Raw genomic sequence first — 24,160 nt, forward strand, 5'->3', positions numbered from 1 at the left:
GATGAGCGAAATCGGCCAGAGGATTCGCATTCAAACCGGCGACATCACGAAGCTGGCGGTCGATGCCATCGTCAACGCCGCCAATACCTCTCTTCTCGGAGGCGGCGGCGTCGACGGCGCTATCCACCGCGCGGCCGGCCCCGAGCTTGTGGCAGAATGCCGGACCTTGCATGGCTGCAAGGTCGGAGACGCAAAAATCACCAAGGGCTACAGGCTGCCCGCGCGCTACGTCATTCATACGGTCGGGCCGGTCTGGCAAGGTGGCAGCAAAGGAGAAGCCGAACTGCTCGCCTCCTGCTATCGCCGGTCGCTCGAAATCGCCGCCGCAAAGGACTGCCGGACGGTGGCGTTTCCTGCGATCTCGACCGGGGCCTACCGCTATCCGAAGGATCAGGCGACGCAAATTGCTGTCGGGACCGTGAGCGCCTTCATCGGCCAGAACATCGCTCCGGAAACCGTCATTTTCTGCTGCTTCGACGAGCCGACGGCCGAATTGTATCAGCGGGTCGTCGCTGCACTCGGCAGGGTGTGACCCTGCGCGGGAGACAACCCACCACATCTCCAGACTATTTTTTGCTTCTCGATCTGGCCAGACGAAAGAATCACGGCTATTGATCATCGCAAATACCAATGGGGATTGGGCGAAGATGAGGCGGCGCGTTTTTCAGAGAACAACTGTGCATTTACTTGCAGGGTTGCTTATATTAGTGACCCCTGGCATCGGCGCAGCGCAGTCGCTGGCGGGAAGCAAGGGCGAGACCCGTTTCTATCCCTATTTGCCGCAGAGCCCGAAGGATCCGTGTACCAGGGCCTATAAGGCCTATGTAGCGGCCGGCGGCCATTCAGCCTATGCAACCACTCCGTATTCCCGGGTGCGTTTTCTGTACATCATCTGCGGCTCGCGCTTGAATGCACCGTCACAGCAAGCTGCCGAAGAATTGGCGTTGAAATGCTGTCAGGCCGCCCGCAACAGTTACAGAGTTACAACAGGCGGCGGCTGCGAAATCGCTGCCTCCAAGTAGGCGAATATATTTCAGTGTTTGGGGTTCAAATGGGTTTGGCAATGAAATCTTTATCAATCAAGCGAGCAACCATGTCGGTACTTGCACTGCTTGTGGCCTCTGCACCGAATGTCGGCGCCGCCGAATCGCTGGCGGGAAGCAAGGGCGACAGCCGTTTTCCGGTCTATTTTGCACCGGGTACAATCGGAGGCTGCGGCAAGAATTACAAGGACTATGTGGCGGCTGGCGGTCACTCGGCCTATGCGATGACGCCATTCAACTGGGCAACCGAATTCACTATTTGCGGTGCTTATCTGAATGCAACATCCCAGAAGGCTGCGGAGGCGCTGGCGTTGAAATCCTGCCAGTCCGCGCGCAGCAAGTACAAGGTCACGACTGCAGGGGCCTGCGCCATAGCTGCCTCCAAATAGACCGACACTCGTCGGCCTTCGACATATTCAATGCGTGGGAAAAATGAAATCTATAAGCGTCAAACAAGCAGTCTTCTCGCTAATAACCGGGTTGCTTCTAATCTCGAGCCCCAATGTCGGCGCGGCGGAATCGCTGGCTGGAAGCAAGGGCGACGTCCGCTTCTACCCGTATTTTCCGGCGACCGCGGATCGGCCATGCACCAAGGCATATAAGGCCTATGTCGCGGCCAGCGGCCATTCAGCTTATGCGACCACTCCGTATTCCCGGGTGCGTTCGTTGTACATCCTGTGCGGCTCGCGCTTGAATGCGCCCTCGCAAAAGGCTGCCGAGGATATGGCGATGAAATCCTGCCAGGTCACCCGCGACCGTTACAGGGTCACGACCGGGGGAGCTTGCGAAATCGCGGCCTCAAAGTAGGCAGGCCTCGCTTGCCTACCCTTTGACCGCCAGACTACAAAGCAGGGCATTGCCGCAGTTCGCGTGACGAGAATTCGCGCCGTTGGCGGCAGCTCTGCCTGTGGAGGCCCGATGTTCGCCAAGATCCTGATCGCCAACCGTGGCGAGATCGCCTGCCGGGTGATCCGCTCGGCACGCAGGATGGGTGTGCGCAGCATCGCCGTGTATTCCGACGCCGACGCTCACGCCCTGCATGTCGAAATGGCCGACGAAGCGGTGCATATCGGCGCCTCTCCCGCCAACGAAAGCTATCTGCGCGGCGACAAGATCATCGCGGCGGCTTTGGCCACAGGTGCCGCGGCTATCCATCCGGGCTACGGCTTTCTTTCGGAAAACCCCGATTTCGTCGACCAGGTGGTCGCGGCGGGGCTGATCTTCATTGGGCCGTCGGCGGCCTCGATCCGTGCCATGGGACTGAAGGACGCGGCCAAGCGGCTGATGGAAAAGGCCGGCGTGCCTGTCGTTCCGGGCTATCACGGCGAAGCGCAGGAGATCGTGTTGCTCGCCTCCAAGGCGCGCGAGATAGGCTACCCCGTACTGATCAAGGCGCGCGCCGGCGGCGGCGGCAAAGGCATGCGGCGCGTCGAGCATCCCGATGATTTTTCGGAAGCACTGTCGGGCGCGCGGCGCGAGGCGAAAGCCGCGTTCGGTGACGACCGCGTCTTGGTGGAAAAATATGTCGACAAGCCGCGCCACATCGAAGTGCAGGTGTTTGGTGACAATTTCGGCAACGCCGTGCATCTTCACGAACGCGACTGCTCGGCGCAGCGCCGCCACCAGAAGGTGATCGAGGAGGCGCCTGCCCCCGGCATGACGCCGGCACTGCGCAAGGCGATGACGGAGGCGGCGGTGAAAGCCGCCAAGGCAATCCACTATTCCGGCGCCGGTACCATCGAGTTCATCGTCGATGCCTCGCAAGGTCTGAAGGCCGACCGTTTCTGGTTCATGGAAATGAACACCCGTCTGCAGGTCGAGCACCCCGTCACCGAAATGGTTACCGGCATCGACCTGGTCGAGTGGCAGTTGCGGGTAGCCGCCGGCGAAAAACTGCCGAAGACGCAGAGCGAGATCGCGCTCTCCGGCCACGCCTTCGAGGCGCGCATCTATGCCGAGGACGCGGCAAGAGGGTTTTTGCCGGCGACCGGCACCTTGCACCATTTGAAATTTCCGCAGCCGGCACCGGAGGGTGCGACCATGCGCGTCGAAACCGGTGTACGCGCTGGCGATGCGATTTCGCCGTTCTACGATCCGATGATCGCCAAGCTGATCGTTCATGGCAAGGACAGACGGACGGCGCTCATCGCGCTTGGCACGGCACTGTCGCAGACCGAAATCGCCGGCTCGACGGTCAACACTGGCTTTCTTGCCGCGCTGGCCGCTGATGCGGATTTTGCGGCGGGCGATGTCGATACCGGCCTGATCGCCAGGCACCAGCAGGCGTTGACGGCGGTTCCGCCGCCGAGCGGTGAGACGATTGCCGCCGCGGCACTTGCCGCGTCCGGTGCGCGCGACTTGCCGTCCTCGGACGATCCCTGGTCGTCACTGGCCGGCTATGCGCATTTCCACGCTGTAGCGCGGAGCACCCTGCTGAAGTTTGGCGAGCAGGAGATCGGCGCGCGCGTGTCGGTGCGGCCGGACGGGCGGTTCGAGGTGGCGCTGGATGCGCCCTATGACAGCGTCAATTCGCGGGATCTCCGCGCGGCGCCTCGCCTCGCCCGCTGGCCGGGCCACGTCACGGTCTTCGATGGCGCCATCGGCTACGGTTTTGCCGTGCCGGATCCGCTGGCCCGAGCCGACGAAGCCGCCGCCGCTTCCGTCAGCCTGCGCGCTCCAATGCCCGGCCTGGTCAAATTGGTGCGTGCAGGCAAAGGCGAGTCCGTGATCAAGGGCCAGCCGCTGCTGATCCTGGAGGCGATGAAGATGGAGCACACCATTGCCGCGCCCCATGACGGGGTTATCGCCGAGATTGCTGCCGAAGGCGCGCAGGTAACCGACGGCACCGTGCTGGTTCGCTTTGTCGAGGAACCTCAGTTGACTGCTGTTTCCCTATCCACGAAGTGATCTCGAACGCGTGACAAAGGCGTCGCCAAAAAAAATGTGGCCGGGTTTGACCCCCGGCCATGTTCGATTACAGCAGCGCGTCTTGCGGCGCCGCGGCCATCACGGTTGGATCGGCGCGTATTTGCCGTCATGCCACTGGTTGATGTCGTAGCTCGCGTTCTTGAGGTCGCCCTTCTCGTCGAAGGTGACCGAGCCGACAACCGTGCTGATCGGCTGGCCGTTCTTTAACGCTTCGGCGACTTTTGCCGGATCGTCGCTGCCGGCGCGTTTGATGCCTTCGGCGAAGGCCTGGATCACCGCATAGGAAAACAGCGTGAAGCCCTCAGGCACGAAGCCGCCGGCCTTGATCTTGGCGATGGCCTCCTTGGCTTCGGGCTTCGCCTGCGGATTCGATGGGAAGACGAACATGGTGCCTTCGCCGGCCGGACCGGCAACCTGCCAGAATTCCGGCGAAGCGATCGAGTCCGGCATGATCAACTGGAACTTGAGGTTCTGCTCCGCCGACTGGCGCAGGATCAGGCCGGCTTCGGGGTGATAGCCGCCGAAATAGACGACGTCGGCTTTCAGCTCCTTGAGCTTGGTAACAAGAGCGGAATAGTCCTTCTCGCCAGCGTTGATGCCCTCGTAGAGGATTTCATTGAGACCGTTCTGGTTCATCGTTGCCTTCACGGCATCGGCCACGCCCTGCCCATAGGCGCTCTTGTCGTGCAGGATGACGACTTTCTTGCCGGCATATTTCTTGGCGATCCAGGGACCGATGAAAGCGCCCTGCGCATCGTCGCGCGTGTAGAGGCGCATGATCGTCGGCCAGCCGGCTTTCGCCGCTGCATCGGTCAACACCGGGTTCGAGGAAGCCGGACTCATCATCAGCGCACCGGCTTCGGCGTAGACAGCGGAGGCCGGGATGCTGGAGCCCGAGCAGGCGTGGCCATCGATGAACTTGACACCGTTGGCGATGATGCGGTTGGCGACCGAAACCGCCTGCTTCGGATCGCACTGGTCATCCTCGATGTCGAGCTTGATCTGGCGGCCGTCGACGCCGCCCGCCGCGTTGATCGCGTCGGCGGCGGCTTGCGCGCCTTGCTTAAACTGATCGCCGATGTTGGCAAGCTGACCGGTCATCGGTCCGACGACCGAAAAGGTGATGTCATCGGCGAAGGCGACCGGCGCGGTCATCATCAGGCCAAATATGGCTGCGCTGAAAGTACTGAATTTCTTCATGGTGACACAACTCCTCCACTCTCGCGCGACCATCCCGGCCGCGCCTCTTCCAGAATGGCGGGAGAATTTCATCCTTCACCGGAGCTGTCTAGACGCATCGTCGGCGCTCGATTGGGCCTGTAATGCGCTGTTCCAAAGACAAAGCCGCGCCAGCCTTGTTCCGGCCGGTCGCAGCTTTTCTCATCGAGTTCCCGAGGTATCCCCACCAGGATCCGCTCGCCTTCCCTGTTTGTACGGTTTATGGCGCGGCTCGTCCGCCGTGTTCTTGATCTTGTTGGCCCGGCCGTCTTGCGCGGCCTTGATTTTTCGGGCCCGGCCCTCTGCGCGGCCTTGACCCGAAGCGTCCCTGTCGTGAGGTCAGTACCCCTTGTGAGGTCGATGCCGGCGAATTCAGTGCATCGTCATCCATTCGCGAGCTTCGCGCAGCGCCTTGGCGATCTCGACCTTCGACATGGCGGCAGACAATTCGGAGCGCAGTTCCGCGGCGCGGGCCGAACCCTTGATCGCGGCGATGTTGAACCATTTGTGGGCGGCGACGACGTCGGTCTCGCAATCGCGGCCAGTCGCATACATCATGCCCAACTCGAAAAGAATATCGGCCTGGGCGGTTGCCCCCATGGCGCCGAAGCCGGCTTCAAGCATTTCAAAACGTGCCATTTCAAATCCCCTGTTCTGGCTCCCGAGAGCTGTCTCCGTATGTCCCTCGGTGTCCTTGATTACCGTCGGGGGCGGCCGCTCTTTCGATGCTTTCGAGAATGCCCCGGAGGCTTGAATCCGTCGTTAAATGGCGTGCTTAATTTGAGGAAAACAAAGCTAAAACAAGAGGTAAACACGAAAATTCGTTAAGGATACAAAGCCAGCAATCGCGCCGGTTTGCACAAGATTTGAAGAAAACTTGCGAGGCGCGGATCAAGACTCCGCTAACCACAGAAGACAAAGACGTGTGCGGCCCGTTTCATTTTTCGCCGGCGCGGCCGTTCGGGAGCGGGCAAAAACCCGCAACCCTTCCGTGGCGGCACCGCTTTTGTTTTTCCGGGAGCTGGACTAGCTTACGTTTGCGTAAGGGGCAGACACCCGGGACGGAGCCCGATTGGACTTACCTGAGGGAGGAAAGACATGTTTCGACAAGTGAGCCTGGCCCTCGCGGCCGCAATAATGATGACCGGCGCGGCATGGGCCGATCCGATCGAAGGCAATTGGAAAACGCAAGCCGGATCGACTGCCGCCATTTCGGGTGGCGGCGGGGCATTTTCGATTACGCTCAAATCCGGCAAATTTGCCGGCAAGAACATCGGTTCACTGAAGGTTGCCGGCGACAACAAATATGCCGGCACGATAACCGACCCGGAAACCGACAAGACCTATTCGGGCAAGGCTTCGCTTTCCGGCAGTTCTCTCAAGATGAGCGGCTGCGTGCTCGGCGGGCTGATCTGCAAGAGCCAGACCTGGCACAAGCTCTGATCGTGCCCTTCCTGCCGGGGTGAGCGGGGCCAGTCGGCCCCGTTTTCATGTTATCGGTCTCGCAGCCATGGTGTCGCCATGGGTCGCTGCACTCACAGCGGACCCTCTCAGAGATCATCAACCATTTTTGAACCGCAGATGAACGCCGGGATCAGAGCCGGTTCAGCCGGGGCAAGGCATTGTCATGCGTGTTGAAGGAGACACCGCGCAATGCTTGCCCGCCGCTTCACCATCGTCTGCCTGCTGATGAGTCTGTTCGGCATGTTGTTCGCCGTCCTTGTCGCCGAAGCCGGCCGGCCGTCCCGCTCCTGGGACGTCGCCAGTTCCTGCCGACTCGGTTGCTTGAACCATCTTCACCACTGAAACGACAAAGAGCTGAACCTTTAGAGAAAAGCAAAACGCCAATGAACCGCCTCGCCGCCAACACCCTCAAGACGCTTCGGCTGCTGCCGCGCGCGGCGCTCATCCTGACTGTTCTTTCGGTACCGGTACTGGCCGTGCCGACGATGCGCACCAATGCCGGCTCGACGATCGAGGCGCCTGCGTTGAGGAAGTCAGGCCTCGGCTTTGTGCTGCTGGTTAGCCTGCAGCGCGGTTAGCAGACCGAAAAACGCCGACAGCGCGTATTGAGGCCGCCTTACCCCCTCCCAACCGCGCGTCCAACTCTCTATATTGGGTCATGGAAAAGCGAATCTATCCCCAAGCCATTGAATCGGTGGTCACGCCGGAGCCGTTTGGCCGGCAGAGCTTCAACGACGCCAAGAAGGCGGTCGCCGCCCTACAGGTGCTTTACGACCGCAACACCAAGTTCCTGCGCGATTCATTTACCGCGCTCGCCGCGGGCGGCGACAACAACAAACGCTACCGGGCTTTCTATCCGGAGATCGGCGTCACCACGAGTTCCTTCACGCAAATCGACTCGCGGCAGGCCTATGGCCACATGCCGACGCCGGGGCATTTCTCAACCACCGTCACCCAGCCTGCTCTTTTCGAAAGCTACCTCACCGAACAGCTTCGGCTGATCATGCGCAACCACGGCGTTCCCGTCACGGTTTCGGAATCGACCACTCCCATCCCGCTGCATTTCGCCTTCCTCGAAGGCACGCATGTCGACGGGACTGCTGCCGAGCGCATCAAACGGCCGATCCGTGACCTGTTCGACGTGCCGGATCTCGACGGCACCGACGACCAGATCGCCAACGGCACGTTCGAAGTGGCATTGGGCGAGGCACGGCCGCTGGCGCCGTTCACCGCGCAACGCATCGACTATTCGCTGCACCGGATGTCGCATTATACGGCGACCAGTCCCCAGCATTTCCAGAACTTCGTGCTGTTCACCAACTACCAATTCTACATCGACGAATTCGTCGCCCGTGCACGCGAATTGATGGCCAATGGCGGTGATGGATATGTCGAGTTCGTCGAGCCGGGCAACATCGTGACCAAAGCAGGGGACGGCGCGCCCGGTGAGGGTGCTGCGCCGCCTCGCCTGCCGCAGATGCCGGCCTATCATCTGAAGAAGCCGAATCATGGCGGCATCACCATGGTCAATATCGGCGTTGGGCCTTCCAACGCCAAGACGATCACCGACCATATTGCGGTGCTCCGGCCGCATGCCTGGGTGATGCTCGGCCATTGCGCCGGCCTGCGCAACACGCAGGCGCTCGGGGATTATGTGCTGGCCCATGCCTATGTACGAGAAGACCATGTCCTCGACGACGATCTTCCGGTCTGGGTGCCGATCCCGCCGCTAGCCGAAATCCAGGTGGCTCTGCAGGAAGCGGTCGCCGAGGTCACCGGGCTTTCCGGATATGATCTCAAGCGCATCATGCGCACTGGCACCGTCGCCACTATCGACAACCGCAATTGGGAGCTGCGCGACCAGCGCGGGCCGGTCCAGCGGCTGTCGCAGTCGCGGGCGATCGCGCTCGACATGGAATCGGCGACGATCGCCGCCAACGGCTTCCGCTTCCGGGTGCCCTATGGCACGCTGCTTTGCGTATCCGACAAGCCGCTGCATGGCGAATTGAAGTTGCCGGGCATGGCGACCGAGTTCTACAAGCGGCAAGTAGCGCAGCACCTGACCATCGGCATCAGGGCGATGGAGAAGCTGGCTGAAATGCCGATGGACCGACTGCATTCGCGCAAACTCAGGAGCTTTTCGGAAACTGCCTTCCAGTAAATGCCGAATCGCATGTGTCGGTCCAGGTCAGGACATTTCGTCATCTTGATTGAGCCGCACTTCTGCCGATAGACAAAGCGATGGCACGTGTTCGGGACATGACGGTTGCGCTGGCATTCGTCGCAATGCTTGCACTCTCGGCCGCGCTGGTGGCCGGGTTCTTCGGATCGCTGCATCCGGCCCTCGATTCCTTTGCTCATTTCCGCGTCCATTTTTCGGTGCTGATGGCGCTTTGCGCGCTGCCGCTGCTCGCCACCTCGTTTCGCCTGCAGGCCGCGGTCGCATTGCTGTTTGCGATAGCCTCCTTTGCCACCACGCAGAATGCCTTGCCGCTTTCGCGGCTATGGCAGGTGCAGGCCGCCTACGAAGCCAAACTCGGTGACGAGCCAGTCTACCGCCTGCTGCAGATGAACCTCAGGTTCAACAATCCAACGCCTGAGAAGGTGCTGTCGCTGATCGGCCGGACCCAGCCCGATGTTATCACCCTCGACGAGGTGTCCGAAACGTGGAAGGCAAAGCTTGGGCTGCTATCCGGCGGCTATCCCTACCGGATCCTCTGCCCATATCCCAATGGCGTGTTCGGCGTTGCGCTGCTGTCCAGACGACCGTTTGGCATAGGCACGGAGCCGCACTGCGACAGCCGCGGCGCGATGGCGATCGCCACGGTCGATTTCGGCGGAACCGACGTCGATGTCGCCGCCATCCACCTCACCTGGCCATGGCCGCACAACCAATCACGGCAGATTGGAGGGTTGTCTGACGAAATCGCCTCGCTTGGCGAGACGTCGATCCTGGCAGGCGACTGCAACGCAGCGCCATGGAGCGCCGCCGTCCGGCGCGTCGCATCGCTTGGCAAGCTGACTGTAATGCCGTCGGTCGGGCCGACCTGGCTCTACAGAAGGCTGCCGGATTTCCTGCGCTTCGCCGGACTGCCGATCGACCAGGTCTTCAGCAAGGGCGCCATTGTTATCCATTCGGCGTCGACCCTTGAGGACACCGGCTCAGACCATCTGCCGGTGCTGGTGGAGTTTTCGCTTCGGTCGGATGAACAAAAGCCGCTCGACGAGCACCAGACGGCGACCGCGCTTGCGGCGCTGCCTGGCGGGACGCGAAGCTGAAAATCCGCAGTCCAATCTCGACCTGGCTTATTACTGGCCCACAAAAGCGCGGATGAGGTGCTCGACAGGGCCGCCGTCGCGATGCTCGTGCGCATCGAAGGCGATCTGCTTTGCCTCGTATTCGGCATAGATGGAATTGATCCGGCGCTTTGCCTCGCGACGTGCCTCGAAACAGTGCGGGTCATCACCGACTGTCAGCCCTCGAACCGACTTTTCGGTGGCCCGCATCATCTGTCTGGCGATGCGGCCATGGGTCTCTTCATGGGCGCGAACGCCAGCGAAGAACCGCTTCCAGCGCTTCTGCAGCGCAGGCGACGTGGCTGAGACTAGTTTGGGATAGGTATAGAAGAGATTGAGCGTCCCGTTGGCCTGGCGCAGGCGGCAGACGCCGTTTTCCCGTTGGGCGTCGAAGGTCCAATCATCGACGCTGTAGCCGGTCTGCGCGATGGCGTGGGTCATGAAGCCGTGCTTCGGCCCACTGCGATCCATGGCCTCGATCAGGGCCGCGCCGGTGGTTCCGGCAATGTTGTAAGTTCGTGTCTTGACCAGCACCTTAGTGCCGGCCAAGGCTGCAGGGGCGCACAATGCCCCGATCGCCACAACGCTCGTCAGAACTGCCAGGCGCATTTTTCCTTCCTCCCTGTCGCCGCAGAAAGGAAACACAGGCAGGCGGTTTATTCAACAATCCTACGGTTGCGCTGCTCCTCATCTTGTTTAGTCCGGAGCAAACCTTGTGACTTACATGTTCTGGTAGACCGGGCCCTCGCCGCCCTGTGGCGGCACCCAATTTATGTTCTGGTTCGGGTCCTTGATATCGCAAGTCTTGCAGTGCACGCAGTTCTGCGCGTTGATGACGAAGCGCACATCCTTGGCCGCAGGATCGGCGGCGGCATTGCCATCCTTGTCGACCCATTCGTAGACGCTGGCCGGGCAGTAACGCGTCGAGGGTCCCGCATAGACGTCATGCTCAGAGCGCTTCTGCAGGTCCATGTCGGCGACGAGCAGATGCACCGGCTCGTTCTCCTCGTGGTTGGTGTTGGACAGGAATACCGACGACAGCCGGTCGAAGGTCAGCACCCCGTCCGGCTTCGGGTAGGCGATCTTCTGGTGCGCGGCGGCCGGTTCCAGCGTCGCATAGTCGGCCCTGCCGTGCTTCATCGTGCCGAAGGGCGAGAAGCCGAACAGCGTGTTCAGCCACATGTCGAGGCCGCCAAGGCCGACGCCGACAATGGTGCCGAAGCGCGACCATAGCGGCTTGACGTTGCGCACTTTCTTCAGGTCCTTGCCGATATCGGTGGCGCGCCAGGCGGCCTCGTAGGAGGCCAGCTCGTCATTGGTGCGGCCGGCGGCTATCGCATCACAGACATGCTCGGCCGCCAGCATTCCGGAGAGCACGGCATTGTGCGAGCCCTTGATGCGCGGCACGTTGACGAAGCCGGCTGCGCAGCCGATCAGCGCACCGCCAGGGAAGGACAGTTTCGGCACCGATTGCCAGCCGCCTTCGGTGATGGCGCGGGCACCATAGCCCAGCCGCTTGGCACCCTCGAAGGTGCCGCGGATCGCCGGATGGGTCTTGAAGCGCTGAAACTCGTCAAAGGGCGACAGATAGGGATTCTTGTAGTTCAGGTGAACGACGAAGCCGACTGCCACCTGGTTGTCCTCGAGATGGTAGAGGAAGGAGCCGCCGCCGGTCTTCAAATCGAGCGGCCAGCCGAAGGAATGCTGGACAAGGCCCGGCCGGTGGTTTTCCGGTTTGATCTGCCAGAGTTCCTTGAGGCCGATGCCGTATTTTCCGGGCTCACGACCGTCGGAAAGGTGGTATTTGGCGATCAGTTGCTTGGCCAGCGAGCCGCGCGCGCCCTCGCCGATCAAGACATATTTGCCCATCAGCGCCATGCCCGGCGCAAAGCCCGGACCGTGCGTGCCGTCCTTCTCGACGCCCATGTCGCCGGTGACGACGCCGGTGACCGCACCGGCCTCGTTGTAGAGCAGGCCGACCGCGGCAAAGCCCGGATAGATCTCGACGCCCAGCGCCTCGGCCTTGGTCGCCAGCCAGCGGCAGACATTGCCGAGCGAGACGATATAATTGCCGTGATTGTTCATCAGCGGCGGCATCAGGATATTGGGCAGACGGAACGAACCGGCGGGGCCGAGAACCAGGAAATGGTCGTCGGTGACCGGTGTCCTGAAGGGATGACCCTCCTCTTCGCGCCAGCCGGGCAGCAGCCGGTCGATGCCGATCGGATCGACGACGGCGCCGGACAGGATGTGCGCGCCGACTTCGCCGCCCTTTTCCAGCACGACGACGGAAAGCTCGGGATTGACCTGCTTGAGACGGATCGCGGCGGCGAGGCCGGCCGGGCCGGCGCCGACGATGACCACGTCGAATTCCATGCTTTCGCGTTCGATATCGCTCATCGATCCCTCACTGGCTCGCTATTCCCGGCATCTTGCTGGCTCACGCGCTGCATAGCGCATCAAATAGCGACGGGAAACCGGCGCGGACGTGACAATACCGATTTCATCAAAAAGTCGCGTCCTGCCGCACAGATTCGCGGTGACGAGCATCAATCTTCAATCCTATTCCGTTTGCACAGATATGTCGCACTGATGTTTTTAATTGTTCGACGGCTTGCTTATCGGCCATACTTCCCGCCATGCGCATATTCGGGCCGGCTGGCTTTTCATCGACGCGCTTTTTTTCACGCCCGGCCGGTTTTGCCGTGCGGCGCTCTTGGCGCTTCTGCCACTGACGGCCCTCGATGCCCGTGCCGAGCAGCAACTGGTCTGGGCGACCGGCGCCTATTCCTTTTCCGACGAGCGCGGCGGTTTCCGCATCACCGGGGCTTCCGGCATCGGCACGAAAGAGGATCCGCTGGTCATCACCGAAGAGCTGAATTCAGCGACGCCGGTAACGCTGGCCATTCGCACGACAAGGCCGATCCAGCCGTTCGGCAAGGCGGGAGACTTCGCCAATGGTCTGATGTATATGCGCATCGACGTGCTCAACAATAGCGGCCAAGCCTGGGTCGAGTTCCAGTTCGAACTCCAGGAGATCCTCGACCAGCCGAGCGTGTTCGGCGACGGCCTGTCGTTCGACCAGCGCAACAAAACGCCCGAAAATATCTGGTCGAGCAGCTACGCCGATTTCGACCGCAATTTCGAACCGTATGACCGCCTGCTGTTCAAGAACGGCAAGATCGACCCGCTGAAGACCGCCAGCTTCTATTTCCTGATCACCGACTACACGCCGCGCTGGACGTTCTATCTGGTGCAGGATCCGCGCATACCGTCGAGCTGAACTTGCAAATTCAAGCTCCGCGGCCGAATGTGAAACCATGACTGCCGCCCCCCACACTAGCCGAGCCGATCTCGCCGAGCTGCTGGCCTTCTACGCCAGCGCCGGCGTCGACGAGGCACTTGAAGAACAGCCGGTAAACAGGTTTGCAGAAGCCAGGCCGCCGGAGCGGGTGCCTGCGGCGGCCGCTCTGCCGGCCGGTGAAAATGCATCGCCTCATCGCTCGACGAGCGTGTCGCGCGGCGAAATGGGCGAGAGACCGAATACGGCACCGGCAGTGCGAACGTCCCCGGCCATGTCAACGGTGCCCGACGAGGCGCAGGCGGCATTGGCGCGGCAACTGGCGAGATCGGCGGCAAACCTCGACGAGCTTCGCCAGCACATGGCGGCATTCGACGGCTGCAATCTTAAATTCACCGCCAAGAACCTGGTGTTCGCCGACGGCAATCCGACTGCCGCGGTGATGCTGGTCGGCGAAGCGCCGGGCCGCGACGAGGACATAGAGGGCTTGCCGTTCGTCGGCCGCTCGGGCCGGCTGCTCGACCGCATGCTGGCCGCGATCGGTCTTGACCGGACATCTGCCTACATCGCCAACGTGATTCCCTGGCGGCCGCCGGGCAACCGCACGCCGACGCCGCACGAGACCGAGATCTGCCGGCCGTTCATCGAGCGGCAGATCGAACTGGTCAATCCGAAGGTGCTGGTCAATCTCGGCGGCCCGTCGGCAAAGACCCTGCTCAACACCTCCGAAGGCATATTGCGGCTGCGCGGCAACTGGCGCGTCCACACGACCCCGTCTGGCGTCGCCATTCCCGCCATGCCGACCCTGCATCCGGCCTATTTGTTGAGAACGCCTGCGCACAAGAAGCTGGCGTGGCGGGATTTCCTCGAAGTGAAGGCGAAGTTGCGGGCACTTGGGTAACGGTGCAGAACGCGTCTTCCGTCCTCCCCTTGCGAGGAAGGAAGGGCGGCATCATGATCTCGCAGGTAATTGAAATGCGCCCACTGCCGGCCTAGTCATCTCGTTATGACAGCAGCCCAGATTTCCGCCGGCAGTCTCATTCGCGAATGGCGTACACGCCGGCGCATGAGCCAGCTCGACCTCGCCATGGAGGCCGAGATCTCGCAGCGGCATCTGAGTTTCGTTGAAAGCGGCCGCGCCGCACCCTCGCGTGACATGGTGCTGCATCTGGCGGAGCAGCTTTCGATCCCGCTCAGGCAGCGCAACCAGCTGCTGCTGGCCGCCGGCTTTGCCCCGAGCTTCAGCGAACGACCACTTGACGATGCCTCGATGGCACCGGCGATGGCGGCGGTCGAGACCGTGCTCAAGGCGCACGAGCCGTTCCCGGCGCTTGCCGTCGACCGGCATTGGAACCTGGTGTCGGCGAACGCCGCCATCGGCCCGTTCCTCGCCAATGTCGCCGACGCCTCCCTGCTGGAGCCGCCGGTCAACGTTTTGCGCCTCAGCCTGCATCCCGGCGGCATCGCGCCGCGCATCGTCAACCTTGCGGAATGGCGGACGCATCTTCTGGAGCGGCTGAAGCGGCAGAACGACGCTGCCGCCGATCCGGTTCTGGTCGAGCTCGAGCGCGAGCTTCGGGCCTATCCGTCCGGCCTTAAAAGCAGCCGGCCGGCGCCGGTCGAACCGAACGCGATTGTCCATCCGCTCAAGCTTGCCCATGGCGACGCGGTGCTGTCGTTCATCAGCACCATCACCGTGTTCGGCACGCCGCTCGACGTGACGCTGGCGGAGCTGGCGATCGAATCTTTTTTCCCCGCCGACGAGCAGACGCGGGCGGTGCTGATGCGGCTGGCGAAAGAGCGGACCGACGCAGCGGGCTGATCACCCTTCCGGCGCGACGGCCTTGCGGGTGCGGGTGCGTTCGAGACCCAGCTGGCGCTCGCGCCAGATGATGAAAATCCCCGCCGCAACCACGATCATGCCGCCGACCAGCATGTTGATCGTGGCGATATCGCCAAAGACCAGATAGCCGACGACGACGCCGAGGATCATCGAAGTGTATTCGAAAGGTGCTACGACGGAAGCCTCGGCATGGCGATAGGCCGAGGTCATCAGAATCTGGCCAAGCCCGCCGCAAAAACCCGCGGCAATCAGAAGCCCCGCCTGTGCTGGCGTCAGCGCCTGCCAGCCGAATGGCAGCGAAAGCAGCGCCATGACGCTCGCGGTTACCGAAAACCACAGCACGATGGTCGCCGTCCGCTCGCTCTGGACGAGGTTGCGAACCAGGAGCATGGCGATGGCCGAGATCGCCGCGGCTATCAGGGCGGCGATGACGCCAAGCACCTCCTGATCGCCAAGGGCAGCGCCCGAACTGAGCAGCGTCAGTTCCGGCCACGAGATGATCAGCACCCCGACCAGGCCGACGGCAACCGCACTCCAGCGATAGATGCGGATGGCTTCGCCGAGGAAGATCGAACTGAACACCACGACCAGCAGCGGCTGCGCGTAGTTCAGTGTGATCGCCTCCGGCAGCGGCAGCCGCGTCAGCGCGAAGAAGCCGAGCCCCATGGCACAGACACCGACGACGCCGCGCGCAATGTGGTTGAGCGGGCGCTTTGTCGAAAAGGCGGTTCCGAGTTTTCCCTGGAAGGCGAGGAAGGCGATGATCGGAAAAATGGCAAAGAAGGAGCGGAAGAAGACGATCTGGCCCGCCGGGACGGTGCCTGCCGCCTTGATGCAGGACGACATGCCGACGAAGACCGCCACCGATACGATCTTGAGCAAGATTCCGGTCAGCGTGCTGTGCTCGCCGGCAAGGTCGCCAACTGCAAGCACTGGCAAATCCGGTCTGGCTGTCACGCCCCTCTTGCTTCCTCGATCGCCGCCCAGATGCACGCCGGCGTTGCCGGCATGTCGATATGCCTGATGCCGTAGGTGCGGTAGTGCGCGTCGGTCACCGCATTGAGCGCGGCAGGCGTCGACCCGATCGTACCCGCCTCCCGCGCGCCCTTGATGAAGGCCACATCCTCGCGACGCAACACAGAGGCGCTCGTTCCGAATTTCGGCGTGACGACGGTCATGGAAGCCTCGCGATGATGCTTGGGAAATGATCGCCTGAAATAGACGTCGCTGCAGTTTTGTCGAGGGAGCGTTTCGTGTAAAGAGCGCAGACTTCAAATTATTTGGACCAGCGGACCCGCCCGCCGCACCCGGATCGACAGGAAAAATCAAGGAATGCGCACAGATACCGGCCAGGTCTTCAAGCTCGAAGACTATCGCCCCAGTGATTATCTCATTCCGGAAACCAGCCTGACTTTCCGCCTTTCGCCTGAAGCAACGCATGTGACCGCCGTGCTGACGGTCGAACGCCGCGACGGGATTGCGGCGTCGGTGCCACTGGTGCTGGATGGCGACGGGCTGACGCTCCGCGGCATCGCCATCGACGGCCAGGAGCCGAGCCCTGCGGATTTTCTCGTCACGCCCGATCAACTGACAATCATCAGCCCCCCTGCGACAAGGCGCTTCCAGCTGAGAATTGAAACCGTGTTGGCGCCGGCGCAGAACGAAGCGCTGATGGGCCTCTATCGCTCGAGCGACGTCTATTGCACGCAATGCGAGGCCGAAGGCTTTCGCCGCATCACTTATTTCCTCGACCGTCCCGACATCCTGTCGGTCTATACGGTGCGTATCGAAGCTGAGCGCAATGAGGCGCCGCTGCTTTTGTCCAACGGCAACCCGGCCGGCAGCGGCGAGCTTGCCGGCGGCTGGCACTATGCGGTCTGGCACGACCCCTTCCCCAAGCCGTCCTATTTGTTTGCGCTGGTGGCGGGCGACCTCGGCAAGATCTCGGACAGTTTTGTCACCCTGTCTGGCCGCAGGGTCGAGCTCGGAATCTATGTCGAACCGGGCAAGGAGAGGCTCGCCGGCTACGCCATGGACGCTTTGAAACGGTCGATGAAATGGGACGAGGAGGCATTCGGCCGCGAATACGACCTCGATGTCTTCAACATCGTCGCCGTGTCCGACTTCAATATGGGCGCAATGGAGAACAAGGGTCTCAACATCTTCAACGACAAATATGTGCTGGCCGACCAGGAAACCGCGACCGACGCCGATTTCGCCAATATCGAGGCCATCATTGCCCATGAGTATTTCCACAATTGGACAGGTAACAGAATCACTTGCCGCGACTGGTTCCAGCTTTGCCTGAAGGAAGGCCTGACGGTTTTCCGCGACCACGAATTCTCCGCCGATCAGCGCTCGCGCGCCGTCAAGCGCATCGCCGAGGTTCGTACGCTGCGCGCCCATCAGTTTCCCGAGGACCAAGGGCCGCTGGCGCATCCGGTCCGGCCTCGCCGCTACCGCGAGATCAACAATTTCTACACGGCGACGGTCTACGAAAAAGGCTCGGAAGTCGTGCGCATGATCCATACCATCCTCGGCGCCGAGACGTTCCGCGCCGGCATGGACCTCTACTTCGAACGTCACGACGGCCAGGCGGCGACGATCGAAGACTTCATCAAAGTGTTCGAAGACGTCTCGGGTCGCGACCTGTCGCAGTTTTCGCTGTGGTATCATCAGGCCGGTACGCCGAACCTGACCGTCAGTTCGGCGTATAATCCGGCAGCGCGGGAATTCACGCTCGAAATCGAGCAGTCGGTGCCGCCAACGCCGTCGGAAAGCCGCAAGCGGCTGATGCACATTCCGCTTGCCTTTGGCCTGGTTGGCGCCGGTGGCGAGGCGATAGCCCACAGCGGCGCCGAAGGGGCGAACGTCGAGGACGGTGTCATCCATATCCGCAAACGCCGCCATGTCGTCAGGTTTTCCGGGATTGCCGAGCGTCCAGCCATGTCGCTCAACCGCGGCTTTTCGGCGCCGGTGACGCTTTCGGTCGAGCAGCGGCCCGACGACCAGTTTTTTCTGGCTGGCCACGACAGCGACGCCTTCTCGCGCTGGCAGTCGTTCAACACGCTTTTGACCGATGCGCTGATTGCAGCCTTCCGCCAGATCCTGGACCACAAGCAACCCGAGTTCAGCGCCCGGCTGACCGGGCTTGCCGGCAAAATAGGCGGCGACGAAGCGCTCGAACCCGCCTATCGGGCACTGGCGCTGGCGCTGCCCGGCGAGGCCGATATCGCCCGCGACATCGGCAAGAACATTGACCCCGACGCCATTTTCGCGGCGCGCGAGGCGCTGGCGGTTGCGATCGCCGAGACCAACAGCGAGATATTCTCCAAACTTTACGATCGGCTCGCCGACACTGGTCCGTTCAGCCCGGATGCGGCCAGTGCCGGGCGGCGGGCGCTGCGCAATGTCCTGCTGGACTATCTGTGCTTGCTGCCGGGAGGTGCGGAACTCGCTGCCGGGCGCTTCCAATCGGCGACCAACATGACCGACCGGGCCGCGGCGTTGACCGTGCTTGCGCACCGTCACCATGGCTCACCGGAGGCGACCAAGGCGCTGGCGGATTTCGAGGCGAAATATGCAACCGATCCGCTGGTCATGGACAAATGGTTCCAGATCCAGGCCAGCGTGCCCGGCCCGCAAACCGTCGACGCGGTGCGCGCCTTGACAGGCCACCCTGCGTTCTCGATGGCCAACCCGAACCGGGTACGGGCACTCATCGGCACGTTTTCCCGCGCCAACCAGACCGGCTTCCATCGCGCCGACGGCCAAGGCTACCGGCTTTTCGTCGAAACGGTGCTGCAGGTCGAAAAACGCAACCCGCAGGTGGCCGCCAGGCTGGCGACGGCGCTCAGGTCGTGGCGCTCGCTTGAACCGGTGCGGCAGGCCAAGGCAAGGGAGGCGTTGCTTTCGATCGCCAATACCGAGAAGCTGTCGGCCGATTTGCGAGACATCGTCGAGCGCACCCTGGCGTAAGCGACCTCCCGTTCTCCCCTTGTGGGAAAAAGGGAAGACCACCCGAAAACCCCATTATTTTAGTCGATTTTTAATCTTTTTTCGCCGCGCCTCTGGACAAGGCGAATCACCTTTGATTCTTTAGTGACGATTCGGAAGTGCGGCGTTGCCGGATCGTCAAGCGGGACAGAAAATCGGGGAGTGCCATTTATGGCGAAGGCGGACGCGTGGGGCGCGCCCGGTGGGACGGCTTTTGGGCGGCGCGAGGCGCGAAGCGACGGTCTCGCGGGCAATACGCGGCTCATCGCCGAACCTGCCTACCGACGGCTGCTCGCAGCCGAGCCGCTGTTGCGGCGATCGATACCGGCCCTCATTATCATGTTTCTGTTGATCATCGCAGTACTGCGCTTTCTGTCACTGATGAACGAGCGCGACGAGATCGAGCGCGACGCCAAGGCGATCCTTGCGCTGGCCGCCGGCCAACTGGCCAGTTCGATCGCTGCCGATGCGACCATGGGTTCCACGCCCGGCGCGATCCAGGACCTGCTAGAGAGCACCGGTCGTCAGGGCGCGATGGGCCGAAGCCACGTACTGGCGATCACCGATAGCGCCTTCAAGATCATTGCCGTATCGCCGCAGTCGATGCACTGGGAGGGCCGGTCGCTCGATGGCGTCGTACAGGGCGGGCAGCCGCTGTTCATGTTCGGCGACCGCGCCGGGGTGATGGAGGTCAGCATCGGCGGACAGGACTGGTACGCGGCAGTGAGCCTGGCGAACGGCCGAAAGGGTGCCGCGGCAGCGTTCGTGCCGCGGGAGGCAGTTTTTGACGCCTGGCGCAAGACGGTCTCACTCAACGTCACGCTGTTCGTGCTGACGGCCGGTGTGCTGATCATCATCCTCTACGCCTATTTCGGCCAGGCGGCGCGCGCCCAGGCCGCCGATCGCATCTATCTCGAAGCCCACCAGCGCATCGACATGGCGCTGGTGCGCGGCCGCTGCGGCCTGTGGGATTGGGACATGGTGCGCGGCAAGATGTACTGGTCGCGCTCGATGTACGACATGCTGGGCTACGAGCCTTGTGACACGATGCTGTCGTTCGGCGAAGTCGATGAAATCATTCATCCCGAGGACGGCGATTTGTTCGAACTCGCCAACAGGATCGTCGCACGCGAGATCGACCATATCGACCAGGTGTTCCGGATGCGCCATGCCGACGGGCAATGGGTTTGGATGCGCGCAAGAGCACACGTTATCGACCCGGAAGCGCCGGAGATCCAGCTGATCGGCATCGCCGTCGACGTCACCGAGCAGCGGCATCTGGCGCTGCGCTCCGAAGCGGCGGACCTGCGCCTGAGGACGGCCATCGAAAACATCAACGAATCTTTCGTGCTGTGGGATTCGTCCGAGCGCCTGATCATGTGCAATTCCAAATACCAGCAGGACAACGGCCTGTTGGATCGCGACGTGATGCCGGGCGCTCCGCGCGCCGTTCTGGAGGAACGCATGCTGGCCTTCGCCTCGGAGCGGCGGCTTGCCAACACCAACGGACCGCAGGGAGGCGTTACCTTCGAGCGCCAGCTTGCCGACGGCCGCTGGCTGCAGGTGAACGAGTTGCGGACAAGGGACGGCGGTACCGTCTCTGTCGGCTCCGACATCACCCAGATCAAGCTGCACCAGGAGAAGCTGGTCGACAGCGAGCGCCGGCTGATGGCGACAATCCATGACCTCAGCCTTGCCCGCCGCGCGGAAGAAGAACGGGCGCGCGAGCTCGTCGAACTCAATCGCAAATACATGAAGGAAACCGAGCGCGCCGAAGCGGCAAACCGGGCCAAATCCGAATTCCTGGCCAACATGTCGCACGAGTTGCGCACCCCGCTCAACGCGATCATCGGCTTCTCGGAACTGATGGAGCGGCGGCTGTTCGGGCCGCTGGGCTCGCCGCGCTACGAAGAGTATGCCACCGACATCAACGGCAGCGGCAAATATCTTCTCGGTGTGATCAATGACATCCTCGACATGTCGAAGATCGAGGCCGGCCAGTTCGCCCTGGATCAGGAAGAAATCGATCTCTGCCCGCTCATCAGGGAGACGGTTCGCGTCGTTTCTCTGCAGGCGGCCGAAAAGTCGATCACCGTCGAAACCCGCATCGCCGATTCGCTGACGCTGTTCGCCGACCGCAGGGCGATCAAGCAGATCCTCATCAACCTTCTGTCCAATGCGGTGAAGTTCACCGGGCAAGGCGGCCACATCTCGGTCAGAGCCCGCAGCATTTCCAGCGCGCTGATCCTGACGATCGAGGACAATGGCTGCGGCATCCCGAAGGCGGCGCTGAGCAAGCTCGGGCGGCCATTCGAACAGGTGCAAAACCAGTTCTCCAAGAGCCATGCCGGCTCCGGCCTCGGCCTCGCCATCTCGCGCTCGCTGGCCGAGCTTCAGGGTGGCGCGTTGAAGATCCGCTCGACCGAAAGCGTCGGCACGATCGTCTCGGTACGCATCCCGATCAAGAAAGCCGCGCAGGCGGTCAGGGCGGCTGCCTGAATGACAAAATAAGTCTCCGGCGGCTCGCGCCGCCGGAGCGGTTGTCAATTCTCACTGCATTCCGTCAGCGCCGTCATTGCCCTCGCCGTCCCATTGGCGGTGACCGCCGGGACCCTTCGGCAGTTCGTTCTTCTCGATCTTGCCGTCATTGTCACGGTCGAGCACGGCGAAGACCTTCTTCTGGCGGCTGGTGATGTCGTCGGCGGTCAGCGTGCCGTCGCCCTTGGTGTCGTAACGGGCGATGATGCGCCTGGCCATCTGCTCGAAGCGTGCTTTCTCCAGCGCGTCGGTGAGCTGTGCCACGGTCAGCTTGCCGCCATTATCGGCGACCATCTTCTTCAGCCGCGCGTTCATGGCGTCGGAGAACTGGTCGAAGGTGATGGTGCCGTCATTGTCCTTCATGACCTTGCCGAGGCGCATCATCATGCCGTCGCGCGGCCCGGCCACGGAGTGCTCGTCTGCATAGGCAGCGGTGCCGACGGCGCCGGCCAGGGCTGCGAAAACGAGTGCAAGTCTGGTTGTCTTTCTCATGGTCTTCTCCTGTTGCATCGTCACCCCCGATGCTAGAGCGGCGGACCTTCAATCCCCCGCTCTATCTCTTTGATTGAACATCGGAACCTCCCAAAGCAGGTCGCAATTTTGGGCCCGATGCTCTCGCCCGTACGGCTGGTTGCCGTCACGGTTGTTTCGCACGAAGCAGAAGGTCGAAATCCTTTCTGACCTTCTGCGACGTCTCCTTGAGGTGCGCTTCAAGCACCCCGAAATCCGGCAGGTCGGTGACCGCAAGAAGCAGATCGGAAAGCCCTGGGGGAACGTCATCGCGTTCAAACGCGCCGGTGAGGCAAAGCCGTATCATCTGGGTCAGCGCCAGATAGAGCGAATAGGCATCCACCAGTTCCTGCCTGACCTGGGCGTCGGCGAAATCCGGCGCCAGGCGCGACAGGACCTCAGCCGTGCCGGTGGCCCTGCGGCCTGCCTCGATCTTTCCGGTGATCAGCGCAACCTGGGCAATGAATTCGAGATCGATGAGGCCGCCCGGGATCAGCTTGATGTCCCAGGGATCGCGCGGCGGCTTCTCCTTGTCGACCATGGCGCGCATCTCGGATGCCTCGGCCATCACCTTGGCTGGATCGCGCGGCAGAGCGAGCACTGCGGCAACGTCCCCTTCGATCTCGCGGCAGAGCTCGGCATCGCCGCCGATCGTGCGGGCGCGCGCCAGCGCCATGTGCTCCCATGTCCAGGCGTCCTGGCGCTGATATTTCTTGAAGGCGTCGACATGGGTAGCCACCGGCCCCTTGTTGCCGGACGGCCGCAGGCGAAGGTCGAGCTCATAGAGCACGCCCTCGGCGGTCGGCGCGGAAACGGCGGCGATCAGCCGCTGTGTCAGCCGGCTGTAGTAATGCGACGGGGCAAGCGACTTGTCGCCGTCGGACTCCTCCGCATCGGCGTCGTGATCGTAGAGCAGGATGAGGTCGACGTCGGAGCCCGCCGTCAGTTCGCGGCTGCCGAGCTTGCCCATGCCGAGCAGCGCGACCCGGCCGCCGGCAATATAGCCATGACGCAAAGCGAATTCCGCCATCACCGCCTGCAATGCCGCCTCGATGGTCAGGTCGGCGAGATCGGAAAAAGCGCGGCCGGCGCGCGACGGGTCGATCGACCCGGCAAGCAGCCTGACGCCGATCAGGAATTTTTGCTCCGAAGCAAAGATGCGCAGCCGGTCGAGCACGTCTTCATAGGCTCTGTCGCCTTCGAGGAAGGCGGCAAGGCGCGCCGACAGATAGGCGCGGTTTGGCAGTTCGCTCAGCAGCGCCGGATCGAGCAGCCCATCGAAGACATGCGGCCGGCGCGTGATGATGGCGGCCAGCCGCGGTGCCGCGCCCATGATAGTCGCCATCAGCTTCAGCAAAGCCGGATTCGACTGCAGCAGCGAAAACAGCTGGATGCCGGCAGGCAGGCCGGCAAGGAATTCGTCGAAGCGGATCACTGCCTCGTCCGCCCGCCGCGTCTGGCCGAAGGCTTGCAGCAGCGCCGGCGTCAGTTCGGTCAGCCGCTCGCGCGCTTCCGCCGACCTGGTGACGCGGTAGCGGCCGAAGTGCCAGCCGCGGATAACCCGGCAGATGTCGCTCGGCCGCTGGAAGCCGAGCCGCTGCAAGGTCTGCAAGGTATCGGGATCGTCGACGTCGCCGGTAAAGACCAGATTGCCGATGCCGGCCGAAAGCTCCGGCGCGGTTTCGAACAGCGCTGCATAGTGGCGCTCGACCTGGTGCAGCGCCGCGCGGAACGTTTCGGCAAAGCCTGCCGCATCGGCAAAGCCCAGCATGCGGGCGACGCGCTCCAGCCCCTCTTCGTCCTCCGGCAGGATATGCGTCTGCTGGTCGGCAACCATCTGGATGGCATGTTCGACGCGGCGCAGGAACCAGTATTGCCTGGTGAGCGCATCGCGCGCGTCGGCGGTGATCCAGCCGCGCGCGGCGAGCTCGCCCAGCCTCGGCACCGTCTCGCGGGCGCGCCGGTGGGGGGAAAGGCCCCCCGGCAATAACAGGTGGGGGGGGGCCGCTGGGGGGTTAAAAA

At 62.5% G+C, this 24,160-nt stretch carries 22 protein-coding genes; 14 read left to right on the plus strand and 8 right to left on the minus strand.

All coding sequences use genetic code 11. From position 1 onward, the window contains the following. Nucleotide 1: 1 nt before the first annotated feature. The 4 genes from NKI72_RS10645 to NKI72_RS10660 all read left to right on the plus strand — a co-directional run bounded on the left by NKI72_RS10645 (nt 2) and on the right by NKI72_RS10660 (nt 3,950). Nucleotides 2-532 carry an O-acetyl-ADP-ribose deacetylase gene (locus tag NKI72_RS10645; protein ID WP_352471028.1) on the plus strand — a complete coding sequence of 177 codons (531 nt, stop codon included), beginning with the start codon at nt 2-4 and terminating at the stop codon, nt 530-532. 115 nt (nt 533-647) lie between these two features. Beyond that, nucleotides 648-1,022, plus strand: coding sequence for a hypothetical protein (locus tag NKI72_RS10650; protein ID WP_352850137.1), 375 nt, complete (start codon nt 648-650; stop codon nt 1,020-1,022). Nucleotides 1,023-1,051: 29 nt separating this feature from the next. Then, nucleotides 1,052-1,432, plus strand: a complete 381-nt coding sequence (locus NKI72_RS10655; protein ID WP_245274740.1) for a hypothetical protein — start codon at nt 1,052-1,054, stop codon at nt 1,430-1,432. A 529-nt stretch (nt 1,433-1,961) separates the two neighbouring features. Then, the gene (locus NKI72_RS10660) at nt 1,962-3,950 is read left to right on the plus strand and encodes an acetyl/propionyl/methylcrotonyl-CoA carboxylase subunit alpha (protein WP_352566152.1); all 1,989 of its coding nucleotides are present in this window, start codon (nt 1,962-1,964) and stop codon (nt 3,948-3,950) included. A gap of 99 nt (nt 3,951-4,049) precedes the next feature. Here NKI72_RS10660 and NKI72_RS10665 read toward each other — a convergent pair whose 3' ends face one another. Beyond that, nucleotides 4,050-5,171, minus strand: a complete 1,122-nt coding sequence (locus NKI72_RS10665; protein WP_352850126.1) for a branched-chain amino acid ABC transporter substrate-binding protein — start codon at nt 5,169-5,171, stop codon at nt 4,050-4,052. A 390-nt stretch (nt 5,172-5,561) separates the two neighbouring features. Continuing rightward, entirely contained in the window at nt 5,562-5,828 is a 267-nt protein-coding gene (locus NKI72_RS10670; RefSeq protein ID WP_010915070.1) for an SEL1-like repeat protein, read from the minus strand. Between the two features lie 459 nt (nt 5,829-6,287). On the opposite strand from NKI72_RS10670, the gene NKI72_RS10675 reads away from it, so the two are divergent. From NKI72_RS10675 to NKI72_RS10695, 5 genes are all read left to right on the plus strand, one after another. Further along, nucleotides 6,288-6,632, plus strand: coding sequence for a DUF2147 domain-containing protein (locus NKI72_RS10675; RefSeq protein WP_023677801.1), 345 nt, complete (start codon nt 6,288-6,290; stop codon nt 6,630-6,632). Between the two features lie 210 nt (nt 6,633-6,842). Next, complete coding sequence (locus NKI72_RS10680) at nt 6,843-6,995, plus strand: hypothetical protein (RefSeq protein ID WP_023677802.1); 153 nt, start codon at nt 6,843-6,845, stop codon at nt 6,993-6,995. A 41-nt stretch (nt 6,996-7,036) separates the two neighbouring features. Then, nucleotides 7,037-7,231, plus strand: coding sequence for a hypothetical protein (locus tag NKI72_RS10685; protein ID WP_352454349.1), 195 nt, complete (start codon nt 7,037-7,039; stop codon nt 7,229-7,231). Nucleotides 7,232-7,311: 80 nt separating this feature from the next. Then, nucleotides 7,312-8,814 (plus strand): AMP nucleosidase, encoded by a 1,503-nt coding sequence (locus NKI72_RS10690; protein WP_352540756.1) that lies wholly within the window; start codon nt 7,312-7,314, stop codon nt 8,812-8,814. A gap of 80 nt (nt 8,815-8,894) precedes the next feature. Then, on the plus strand, nt 8,895-9,932 hold the full coding sequence (locus tag NKI72_RS10695; RefSeq protein WP_352616882.1) for an endonuclease/exonuclease/phosphatase family protein: 1,038 nt from the start codon (nt 8,895-8,897) through the stop codon (nt 9,930-9,932). Nucleotides 9,933-9,962: 30 nt separating this feature from the next. On the opposite strand, the gene NKI72_RS10700 is transcribed toward NKI72_RS10695, so the two are convergent. Together NKI72_RS10700 and NKI72_RS10705 are read right to left on the minus strand one after the other, a co-directional pair. Further along, a complete protein-coding gene (locus NKI72_RS10700) occupies nt 9,963-10,559 on the minus strand; it encodes a DUF922 domain-containing protein (RefSeq protein ID WP_352850127.1) in 597 nt (198 codons plus the stop codon). A 111-nt stretch (nt 10,560-10,670) separates the two neighbouring features. Continuing rightward, complete coding sequence (locus NKI72_RS10705) at nt 10,671-12,350, minus strand: electron transfer flavoprotein-ubiquinone oxidoreductase (protein ID WP_352471023.1); 1,680 nt, start codon at nt 12,348-12,350, stop codon at nt 10,671-10,673. Between the two features lie 316 nt (nt 12,351-12,666). On the opposite strand from NKI72_RS10705, the gene NKI72_RS10710 reads away from it, so the two are divergent. The 3 genes from NKI72_RS10710 (at nt 12,667) to NKI72_RS10720 (ending at nt 15,073) form a co-directional block, all read left to right on the plus strand. Continuing rightward, on the plus strand, nt 12,667-13,233 hold the full coding sequence (locus tag NKI72_RS10710; protein ID WP_036238743.1) for a hypothetical protein: 567 nt from the start codon (nt 12,667-12,669) through the stop codon (nt 13,231-13,233). Nucleotides 13,234-13,270: 37 nt separating this feature from the next. After that, nucleotides 13,271-14,152, plus strand: coding sequence for a uracil-DNA glycosylase (locus NKI72_RS10715; protein WP_352501793.1), 882 nt, complete (start codon nt 13,271-13,273; stop codon nt 14,150-14,152). 105 nt (nt 14,153-14,257) lie between these two features. Next, nucleotides 14,258-15,073, plus strand: coding sequence for a helix-turn-helix domain-containing protein (locus NKI72_RS10720; protein ID WP_352850128.1), 816 nt, complete (start codon nt 14,258-14,260; stop codon nt 15,071-15,073). Here the strand turns inward: NKI72_RS10720 and NKI72_RS10725 are convergent, their stop codons facing one another. Together NKI72_RS10725 and NKI72_RS10730 are read right to left on the minus strand one after the other, a co-directional pair. Further along, nucleotides 15,074-16,027: a DMT family transporter gene (locus NKI72_RS10725; RefSeq protein WP_352616906.1), complete on the minus strand. Its 954-nt coding sequence runs from the start codon at nt 16,025-16,027 to the stop codon at nt 15,074-15,076. A gap of 20 nt (nt 16,028-16,047) precedes the next feature. Further along, a complete protein-coding gene (locus NKI72_RS10730; protein ID WP_352616908.1) occupies nt 16,048-16,272 on the minus strand; it encodes a hypothetical protein in 225 nt (74 codons plus the stop codon). Nucleotides 16,273-16,426: 154 nt separating this feature from the next. Here NKI72_RS10730 and pepN point away from each other — a divergent pair, with 154 nt between their 5' ends. Both pepN and NKI72_RS10740 read left to right on the plus strand, forming a co-directional pair. Then, on the plus strand, nt 16,427-19,072 hold the full coding sequence (gene pepN / locus NKI72_RS10735) for an aminopeptidase N (protein WP_352850129.1): 2,646 nt from the start codon (nt 16,427-16,429) through the stop codon (nt 19,070-19,072). 189 nt (nt 19,073-19,261) lie between these two features. Beyond that, nucleotides 19,262-21,589, plus strand: a complete 2,328-nt coding sequence (locus NKI72_RS10740; protein ID WP_352833172.1) for a PAS domain-containing sensor histidine kinase — start codon at nt 19,262-19,264, stop codon at nt 21,587-21,589. 51 nt (nt 21,590-21,640) lie between these two features. Here the strand turns inward: NKI72_RS10740 and NKI72_RS10745 are convergent, their stop codons facing one another. Further along, complete coding sequence (locus NKI72_RS10745) at nt 21,641-22,120, minus strand: EF-hand domain-containing protein (protein WP_352850131.1); 480 nt, start codon at nt 22,118-22,120, stop codon at nt 21,641-21,643. 145 nt (nt 22,121-22,265) lie between these two features. Further along, nucleotides 22,266-24,160, minus strand: a 1,895-nt coding sequence (locus tag NKI72_RS10750) for a bifunctional [glutamine synthetase] adenylyltransferase/[glutamine synthetase]-adenylyl-L-tyrosine phosphorylase (protein WP_352850133.1), incomplete at its 5' end; no start/stop codon positions are given.

The organism is Mesorhizobium sp. M0437 (assembly GCF_040321335.1).
GTDB lineage: Bacteria > Pseudomonadota > Alphaproteobacteria > Rhizobiales > Rhizobiaceae > Mesorhizobium.